Below are 7,990 nucleotides of genomic sequence, written 5' to 3'. Positions count from 1 at the left end.
GACGCGGCCGCCGCCTGCGAAACGGCCGCTTGCGTCGGAGTACCCTTTCGGCGGCGCGACCAGCGCCCCCGCGGGAGCGGCCGCGGCGGCTTCGGCGTTGGAATCGTCGATGAACTTTTTCACGTTTTCCCAGGCTTTTTTGACCTTTTCCGGGATCGCCTCGAACCACTCGACGACGCCGCGCACCTGGTCGCCCAGCCAGTTCCATGCCTTGCCGCACCACGCGCTGATCTTGTCCCAGTTCTTGTACAGGTAATAGCCCGCAGCCACCAGACCGCCGATGCCCAGCGAGATCATGCCAATCGGGCTGCCCAGCGCCGCGAAGGCCGTCTTCGCCAGCTTGCCGGCAGTACCCAGCATCTTCATGCCGCCCGAGGCGGTTTCCGCCGCGGCGCGGAACTTCGTCAGCGTCTTCCAGCCCTTCAGGAACGGCCCTAGCAGCGAGCGGGCCGCCAGCTCCGTGGCGGTCAGACCCAGCCTGAACGCCAGCAGCGAGGAGACGACCTTGGCGATGCGCCCGGCCCATTCCTTGTTCTCTTCCAGCCAGCGGGACAGCGAGCCGAGCTTGCGCGCCACGGCGTCGATGCCGGTTGCGAGGTCGCCGCCGAACGCGCCGCCGAACGAGAGCAGCACGCTCTTGGCCGACGCGCCCAGTCTCGCCAGCGAGGCGTTCAGCCCCTTGTCCATGCTGTTTTTCATCTTTTCCAGCACCGCCAGGCTGTCTTTGGCCGCCTCGTCGGCCAGCTCCGCGAAGCGCCCGCTCGCCACTTTCCGCGCCATGTCCATGGCGGCGGCCGCCGCCTTGTCGCCGAAGATGCCGCGGTACAGGTTGAGCTTTTCAGCGTCGCCCATGCCGCGTGTGATCTCGTTCAGGTCGGTGAAGATCGCCTTGAACGAACGCGCGTTCCCGTCGCTGTAACGGAAGAGCCGGTCGGCGTTCACGCCCAGACCGGCGAGCCGTTTCGTGACGCTCTCGCTCGGTTCCGTCAGGCCGAGAAGCATTTTCTTCAGCGCCGCGCCGCTCTTCGCGCCTTTCAGACCGTTGTCGGCCAGCACGCCGGCCATCGCCGCCAGCTCGCTCTCGTTCACGGCCAGCTGCTTGGCCAGCGGCGCGGCCTCCGCGAACGTCTCGGAGAGTTCGCCAACCGAAGCGCCCGTTTTGTTCGAGGTCACGGACAGCACGGCAATCACGTTCGTCAGCTCAGAAGCAGGCTTGTCGAAGGCCTTGAGCGAGGCGACGCCCGCCTTCTTCATGTCTTCGAAGCCGGTCCCCGTGGCGACGGCTCCCTTGGCGATCCCCTCCAGACCGGCCTCGATCTCCTTCTCGCCGAAGCCGAAGGACATCAGGTCGTTGCCGGCGTTGGCGTAGGTCGTCGCCGAGAAGCGCGTCGCGCGTCCGCGCTCGCGGTAAAACGCCGCCAGACGCCCGCGCTGTTCGGCGTCGGCGCCGTTCGCCTCGTGCTTGTTCATGGCCTCTTCGAAGCCGGCCGTCTCCGTCACCGCCTTACCGACGGAGAACATTCCCGCCGCGGCCGGCAGGACCGAGCCCAGCACGCCCAGCCGGCCCTTCAGAACCGACTTGCGCGCTTCGTTGGCGTCGATCCGGCCTTGGATCGACTGCATCTTTCCCCGCAGAGCGTCGAGCCGTCCGATCTTTTCGGCGAGGCGGTCCTGCTCCCTGCCGTAATCGCGCGTGGACACGCCGGCGCTTTTCAGCGCGGCGGACACCTGATGCAGTTCGCCGCGCTGCGTCTGCAGCTTTCGGGCGAGATTCTTCACGCGCGTTTCGGCTGCCGAGAACTCCCGCGCCATCTGCCGGGTCGCGCCGGACGAGTTGTATCCCTGACGCGCCAGACTCTCGAGCTGGCCGCGCGCCGCCTTGAGCTGACCGGTCGTGTCGCGCACGCCGCCGGCCAGGCTACGCCAGCTTTTCATCTGGCCGCTGGTGTCCTGAAGCGTTTTCACGCTTTTGGACAGAGCCGCCATGCTGTCTTTCGTGGAAGCGAAAGCCTTGCCGACGCTCGCGTCCACGCCGCCGCACAGCTTCAGGGCCACTTCGTAGATCTTTCCCGCCACGTTCCCGCCTCCCTTCGTTCAGCGCGTCACTTCCGTCTCTTCAGGTCGTCGCGCGCCGTCTCGAGCATGACGCGCAGCTCGTCCAGCGGCAGGCGCATCAGTTCCAGCGCCGAGCAGAAATACAGTCGGCTCAGGCGCAGACAGAGAAGACGTAGCTCCCGCGGCTGCGTCCTTCCTACGATTCGAAAAAAAGCTCTTTCGCGTCCCCCGCCAGACGCCAGGCGTCGAGAAGGTCCATCTTCTTCACGGCGGCGTAGGGCACGCCGGCGGCGATGGCGCCGAGGATCTGCCAGAACACCATGGATTCCAGCCGGTTGACGGTGTCGGGAAAGCGCGGGCACTCGATCAGGAAGAGGCGCTCGGCCTTCGCCGTGGCCTCGCCGGTCAAACGGGCGCGGTCGAGCTCGACGCGCTCGTACGTCGCGCCCTCGTGCTCGACCGGGCGGCTCAGGGCGAAGGACGTCTCCGGTTCCGCGCGCGTTTCTTCCGCGGCGGCGGATGGCGCTTCCTTTTCCGCAACGGAAACCTCTTCGGTCCCCGCCTCCGCGGCGGAGGCTTCGGCGTTGACCGCCACGGCGGGGATCTGCGCGGCCGCCGCGGCCATTTCTTCGGGGGTGAACTTGGGTGCTTCTTCGACGATAACGCCTTTTTTGGCGGACATTTCGTTCTCCTTTCGATGGGCGCGAAAGGCCGCGCGAGCGGCCCCGCGCTTTTTCAATTCTTACTGGATGTCGCGGCGCACGCCGGCGAGCACGTCGACGCCGCCAATGTTGCAGACGAAGTTGAGCGGGTCGTAATCGACCGTCGGCACGCCGTCGAGCGTGATCAGCAGGCGGTCGACCGAGAACTCGACGCTGCTGTCCATGGCGGCGGAAACGTCGGCGTTGCCGATGCTGCTGTTGGTCGGCTTGGCGCGCATCAGCACGCGCAGCGCCTTGGTCTTCAGCTCGCCGCTGCCCTGGTCGACGAACTGCAGCGAGCCGAGGAAGACGAGGACGTGCGGCCGCGGGTTGATCAGATAGTTCATGTCCACGTTGGCCGTGTTGAAGTGCACGGTGGCGCCGAGCGCCTGATAGTGGCCGATCGTCGGCTCGTTGATCTCGCCGGCGATGCCGGCGCCCTTGACCGTGTCGGTCATGGCCTGCAGCTGAGGCATGTCCACGGTGGTGACGCCGAGCAGCCGTCCGGCCTCGGTGTAGCAGTTATAGTTGATCAGTCTTTCGGGAATTGCGGGCATGTTCTTTCGCCTCCTATTCGAACAGCGTGGACAGCTGCGTCACGTCGTACTCGAGAACGAAGTCGATCTCGCGCGCCGGCAGGGGCGGCGTCACGCAGACGTGCAGCCTGACGATGCCGTCGATCAGGTCGGTGGTCGGGTTCTCGGCCTCGAGGAACTGGATCGACGGCTTGCCCACCAGCCACTCGCGCGCCGCCAGACCGTTCAGCCACATCTGGGCGCTGTCGCAAATGGTCTGGATCAGCCGCTTGGTGACGGGGAAATCGACTTTCTGCCAGTACGTGAGGATCAGCGTGTTGCCGATCCACTGGAACATGCGCCGCACCGGGATGAAGGCGTCTTTGGCGTCGGTGACGCCGGGATAGCAGCCGGTGCGGTTGCCCCACGCCACCCAGCCGTTGGACCAGTTCAGGGCGGTGACGACGCCGGCGGCGTTGAGGAAAGTGGCCTGTTCCTTGGTCAGGTTCACTTCCGTCATGGGCTCGTCGCCGAGGACGGCCCCGTCCATCTGCAGGTTCCGGTTGGAAGGGCTGCGCACGAGCGTGCCCTCGTAGGCGGCGTCGCTTTTGCCCATCAGCCCCGCCAGCTGCACGGACAGGTGATACCTGGCCCCGCCCAGCGAGAGCATGGGCCAGCAGACGACCTGCTCGGGCCAGACATAGTTGTTCCTGTTCTTCCACTCGGGCACGCCGCCGTAGGCCTCGACGCCGCCGGCGCCGCAGGGCGCGTCGCACAGAGCCAGGCACGAGAAGCTGCCGTTGATAGTGCTCGCCTTGGCGGCCATCACCGCGGCCACGGCCGGATCGGAACTGAAACCGGGGGCGACGATGAAGCCGGGCACGATCTTCCACTTGGGATAGACCGACTCGATCAGTTCCAGTCCTTTGTAGGTCCCGGTCCCGGCGTCGTAGCCGCCGATCACGTCGGCCGCTTCGACGGAGGACGGATCGCAGGTCGAAAACGAGGCGTAGAGCGCGGGGGCGTCCTCCAGGGCGCCGCCGCTCAACGCGTTGACGAGCAGATTCCCCTCGCCGTCGGCCGCCAGGCTGTAATCGACGCCTTCCGTCAGTTCCGATCCGCCGCTTTCGGCGGCGACTTTCACCGTCCAGCGCAGCACGTTTTTGCCGAGCGAGGCCTGCCGCGCCGCGAGCCCGAACGAGCGTTCCGACTGCGAAACGGGGTTCTTCGTGGGGTCGAAGACGTTCACGAACACGGCCGGCGCGACGCCGTACAGCGCGAACTGGCTGTAGACGCACTCGGACAGGGTGTACCTGTCCCATTCGCCGGAGGCGGCCATGCCGAGGGCTTCCACGGCCTCGGCGTAGGTGTGGGCGATAACGGGCTTGTTGACCAGCGCCTTGGCCTCCGCCTCGGTCTTGGCCACCAGGTGGACCGGCGCGGCGCCGACGAAAAACGGCGTGGCCGCGTCCACTCGCACCGGCGGCACGATCGAGGTGGGCACCTCGGAAACGTAGACTCCGTGACGATAGGCCATTATTCGCTCGCCTCCCACTTGTGGTTTTTAACCGCCTCGTAAAGGCGGCGCTCTTCCGTGCCGGGCTCGCCGACGCGACGGCGCGTCTCGGCCAGATCGCCGACGGGGACGATCAGACGTCCCAGCTCCGGGCATTCGCCGGCGAGCTTCCGCACGTTGGCCGGCAGCGCGCCGGCAAACACGGCGAAAGCGCTCAGGCCGCCGCGCGGCACCGCGGGGCCGCAGTAGATCATTTGTTCTGCCATGGCAGGTTCCTTTCCGTCGGATAGAATCCGACTCTGAAATCTTCTTCCGGGTCCGGCAGCCGTTCGGCCCTGCGGACCGTCCAGCTGGTGACCATCTCTCCGAACCAATACGGCCGGGTGTCGTCGCCCAGCAGTTCCCAGCTGGCGGGCGCGCCGCACTCGTACTTTCCGTCGAGCACGGGCGACTCTTCCAGACTGTAGCGGATCTTCTCCAGCAGCGTCACGACGATGCGGCCGCCTTCGGCGTTGTCGTCGGACGACTCGAACGCGCCCACCGTGACGACCACGCCGAGCGAATCTTCCTCGTCCTTGCCGGCGTCGCCGAACTGATACGCCAGCGGCCGGATCACCGCGCAGGGAAAGATCCGCTTCGCCTGCGCGACGGTGTAGCCGCCGTCGTTCAGCGGCACGTAGTCGTCCAGGTCGGGAGGCGGCGCTTCCTCGTCGCGGGGGACGATCTCGGCCTGGCGCGGCGACGGCAGCGCCATCTGGTAGACGTGGATCCCCAGATCGGCGCCGTCGGCGTCGGGGAACGAGACGTTCGCGAACACGCCGTTCAGGCGCTTTTCCAGCGCGTCCAGCAGGAACAGCGGCGTCATGACTTCTTTCCTTTCTCGCGTCCGCTCAGGATCAGATCGACCTGGCGGTCGAGCTCGGCGCTCATGATCTGCCGCGCTTCTTCGTCGAGGCGCTTCATGACCGCCTCGTTGTTCAGCATCTGCGGCACGCTGGTGGTGTAGCGCTGGCGGATGGCGCGGCGTCCTTTCTCCGGAGCGCGCGACCAGACGCCGAGATGTCCGTTCCGCGTGCGCGCCACGAAGGCGTGGGGCAGCTCTTTGCGCGTGCCGAAGCGGACGCCGGCGATCGTTCTGGCGCGGGCTTCGGGCTTTTTGCCTTTCTGGTTCGGCGGCTTCTTCGGCGCGATCAGGAACTTCGACAGCGCCAGCGGCGACCCTTTCTGAACCAGCTGCGCGTTCTGCTTGTTCCGCGAGGCCAGGCTCACCGTCAGGTTCCTGCGCGCTTCGGACGGACGGATGTTGTAGTTCTCGCAGATGTAGCGGACCGAAGCGGTCCTGGCGTGCTTTACGGCCTTGTTCAGGGCGCGGCAAACGGCCGTCTCCGCGCCGCCGCGAACGCCGCTCAGCGCCGCGCGGGCGCGTTCGAGCCGACTCTGCTCGAAATCCAGACGCATAACGATCATCGCGCCCTCGCCTCCGTCAGCTGCAGCTCGAGCACGCCTTCGGCGTCGGCGCAGGCGGCGATGCGGTACGTGCGTCCGTCGACCGTGAGGCTCTGGCCGACGTGCGGCAGCCCCCGGTACTCGTCGGCGCGCAGGTACAGGGAGAGGGAGCCCGTCTGGACTCCCTCTCCCCTTCTCCCCGGCGCCGCTTCGGCGAGGCAGGCGGCGTCGAGCACGCACAGCACTTTTTGACCGTTGACGACGTGCCAGCCGCCCATGCCGCCGGGATCGAACCAGACGCGCCCCTTGCGGAGGTCGTCGCGCATCACGTCCTTGAGCGACACGGAGCGCCTCTTCTACGCGCCGGGTAGCGCGACGCCGATCCTGACTTTGGCGGTCGCCGCGGAGCTCGCCTTCGGTTCGACGACGACGCCGAGCGGCACGGTTCCCGCCGCCGCGGCCTTTTTGCCGGAAGCGTCCCAGTAGACGATCTGGCCGACCGCGAAGGCGGCCCCGGTCGCCGCCGGCACCTCGTGCACGCCGGCGAGGATCAGCGTTCCCGCTTCGCCGGGGGCGATGCCGGTCTGGGCGATGCCGCACATGTTGGCGAGCGCCACCACGTCGCGGGCGGCGATCGCCGCCTCGCCGGCGTTGACGTACGTGATCGCGTTGCCGATCTGAATGGGTTTGGTCATGGGCATTTTCTCGTTCCTCCTCGTTCGTTACGCGCCGGGGTTCTTGTAGAGCCCGCGGTAGTCCCAGGCCTTGACGCCGAAGTCAAGGCGGATCTTGTACTCGATGCCGTCGGTGTCCCAGCTCTCGCGCTGCTCGATGACGGGCGCCTGCACGCCGTCGAGGAAAGCCACTTCGAAGGTGTCCACCACGCTGGAAGACGCCGCCAGATACCAGGCTTTGGGGTCGGTCAGGCACGATTCGACGACCATCGTCAGAGCGTTCTTGAAGACGTTCTTCACGCCGGCGGCCGCGGCCGTCAGGTCGGTGTCGGAGAAGAGCAGCTTTTCGACGCCGGTCTCCAGCTCGGGCGGCACGATCACGAACGACGGCGTCAGGTTCAGGTCGTCCACGCCCTTCAGTCCCTTCTGGCGGCGCATGGCGGTTCTGGCGGCGCTGAGGGATTCTCCGGCGAAGGCGGATCCCGGCGCGGCCAGGTTGTTGTGCGCGGCGTTGAACAGCGACTTGCCGGTTTCGGCCATCTTCGGGTTGCCGGTAAGCAAAGCGTAGACGGCGCGGTTGACGGTGCGCGCCGCGGCGCTGCCGAACAGCGTGGGCAGACGGGTGAAGGCGCGCAGGTCGTCGTTGACGATCGCCTGGCGCGTCAGCGCGAACTTCTTGCCGTAGGTGTAGAGCTGGATACCGTCTTCCGCTTCGGCGAAGTCGGCCATGACGTACTCGCCGCCCTCGGGGATCAGTTCGAGGTCGCCGGTCTCGGAGAGGCGCACGGTCTTCTGCACCTTGAAGTCCGAAAGCGAGCCGACGCCGCACCAGCCGCGCCACGTGGACGGGGCGGCCCGATAGCTGTCGAGCAGGATGGCGTTGGCGACGTTGCCGAGGATGATGGGGAAATCCCCCGTGCCCATGGCGCGCTTGGCCAGCTCCATGTAAGACATGCCGTTGCCGACCCGTTCGCCGCCGCGTTCCACGATCTCGCGCGCCAGATCGATCAGGTGCGCGCCGCGGAAGGCTTCGGCCCCGTCGGCGGGGCGTTCGAGCCTCGCGCCCAGACGCAGGCGCAGGCC

At 67.0% G+C, this 7,990-nt stretch carries 10 protein-coding genes; all 10 read right to left on the bottom strand.

Going from position 1 to position 7,990, the window contains the following annotated elements:
• On the bottom strand, positions 1-2,076 hold a 2,076-nt coding region (locus HMPREF7215_RS09545), incomplete at its 3' end, for a phage tail tape measure protein (RefSeq protein WP_009165641.1).
• A 175-nt stretch (positions 2,077-2,251) separates the two neighbouring features.
• Positions 2,252-2,737, bottom strand: coding sequence for a hypothetical protein (locus tag HMPREF7215_RS09540; protein WP_009165640.1), 486 nt, complete (start codon positions 2,735-2,737; stop codon positions 2,252-2,254).
• A gap of 60 nt (positions 2,738-2,797) precedes the next feature.
• Entirely contained in the window at positions 2,798-3,313 is a 516-nt protein-coding gene (locus HMPREF7215_RS09535; protein ID WP_009165639.1) for a phage major tail tube protein, read from the bottom strand.
• 13 nt (positions 3,314-3,326) lie between these two features.
• Entirely contained in the window at positions 3,327-4,808 is a 1,482-nt protein-coding gene (locus HMPREF7215_RS09530; RefSeq protein WP_009165638.1) for a phage tail sheath family protein, read from the bottom strand.
• Complete coding sequence (locus HMPREF7215_RS09525) at positions 4,808-5,053, bottom strand: hypothetical protein (protein ID WP_009165637.1); 246 nt, start codon at positions 5,051-5,053, stop codon at positions 4,808-4,810. Before HMPREF7215_RS09525 ends, HMPREF7215_RS09530 begins: the two co-directional genes overlap by 1 nt.
• Positions 5,038-5,652: a hypothetical protein gene (locus HMPREF7215_RS09520; protein ID WP_009165636.1), complete on the bottom strand. Its 615-nt coding sequence runs from the start codon at positions 5,650-5,652 to the stop codon at positions 5,038-5,040. Before HMPREF7215_RS09520 ends, HMPREF7215_RS09525 begins: the two co-directional genes overlap by 16 nt.
• Entirely contained in the window at positions 5,649-6,254 is a 606-nt protein-coding gene (locus tag HMPREF7215_RS09515; protein ID WP_009165635.1) for a phage tail protein, read from the bottom strand. Before HMPREF7215_RS09515 ends, HMPREF7215_RS09520 begins: the two co-directional genes overlap by 4 nt.
• Positions 6,251-6,577, bottom strand: coding sequence for a hypothetical protein (locus tag HMPREF7215_RS09510; protein WP_009165634.1), 327 nt, complete (start codon positions 6,575-6,577; stop codon positions 6,251-6,253). Before HMPREF7215_RS09510 ends, HMPREF7215_RS09515 begins: the two co-directional genes overlap by 4 nt.
• Positions 6,578-6,589: 12 nt before the next feature.
• Positions 6,590-6,934 carry a DUF2190 family protein gene (locus HMPREF7215_RS09500; protein ID WP_009165633.1) on the bottom strand — a complete coding sequence of 115 codons (345 nt, stop codon included), beginning with the start codon at positions 6,932-6,934 and terminating at the stop codon, positions 6,590-6,592.
• Positions 6,935-6,955: 21 nt separating this feature from the next.
• On the bottom strand, positions 6,956-7,990 hold a 1,035-nt coding region (locus HMPREF7215_RS09495), incomplete at its 5' end, for a phage major capsid protein (RefSeq protein ID WP_009165632.1).

It is taken from the genome of Pyramidobacter piscolens W5455 (genome assembly GCF_000177335.1).
Classification (GTDB): Bacteria; Synergistota; Synergistia; order Synergistales; family Dethiosulfovibrionaceae; genus Pyramidobacter; species Pyramidobacter piscolens.
Note: the sequence above shows the minus strand (reverse complement) of the source record. Positions and strands in the feature narration are given on the sequence as shown.

Coding starts and splice junctions, on each gene's coding strand:
- HMPREF7215_RS09530 (WP_009165638.1), bottom strand. CDS start 4,808: ATGGCCTATCGTCACGGAGTCTACGTTTCCGAGGTGCCCACCTCGATC.
- HMPREF7215_RS09540 (WP_009165640.1), bottom strand. CDS start 2,737: ATGTCCGCCAAAAAAGGCGTTATCGTCGAAGAAGCACCCAAGTTCACC.
- HMPREF7215_RS09515 (WP_009165635.1), bottom strand. CDS start 6,254: ATGATCGTTATGCGTCTGGATTTCGAGCAGAGTCGGCTCGAACGCGCC.
- HMPREF7215_RS09500 (WP_009165633.1), bottom strand. CDS start 6,934: ATGCCCATGACCAAACCCATTCAGATCGGCAACGCGATCACGTACGTC.
- HMPREF7215_RS09520 (WP_009165636.1), bottom strand. CDS start 5,652: ATGACGCCGCTGTTCCTGCTGGACGCGCTGGAAAAGCGCCTGAACGGC.
- HMPREF7215_RS09525 (WP_009165637.1), bottom strand. CDS start 5,053: ATGGCAGAACAAATGATCTACTGCGGCCCCGCGGTGCCGCGCGGCGGC.
- HMPREF7215_RS09535 (WP_009165639.1), bottom strand. CDS start 3,313: ATGCCCGCAATTCCCGAAAGACTGATCAACTATAACTGCTACACCGAG.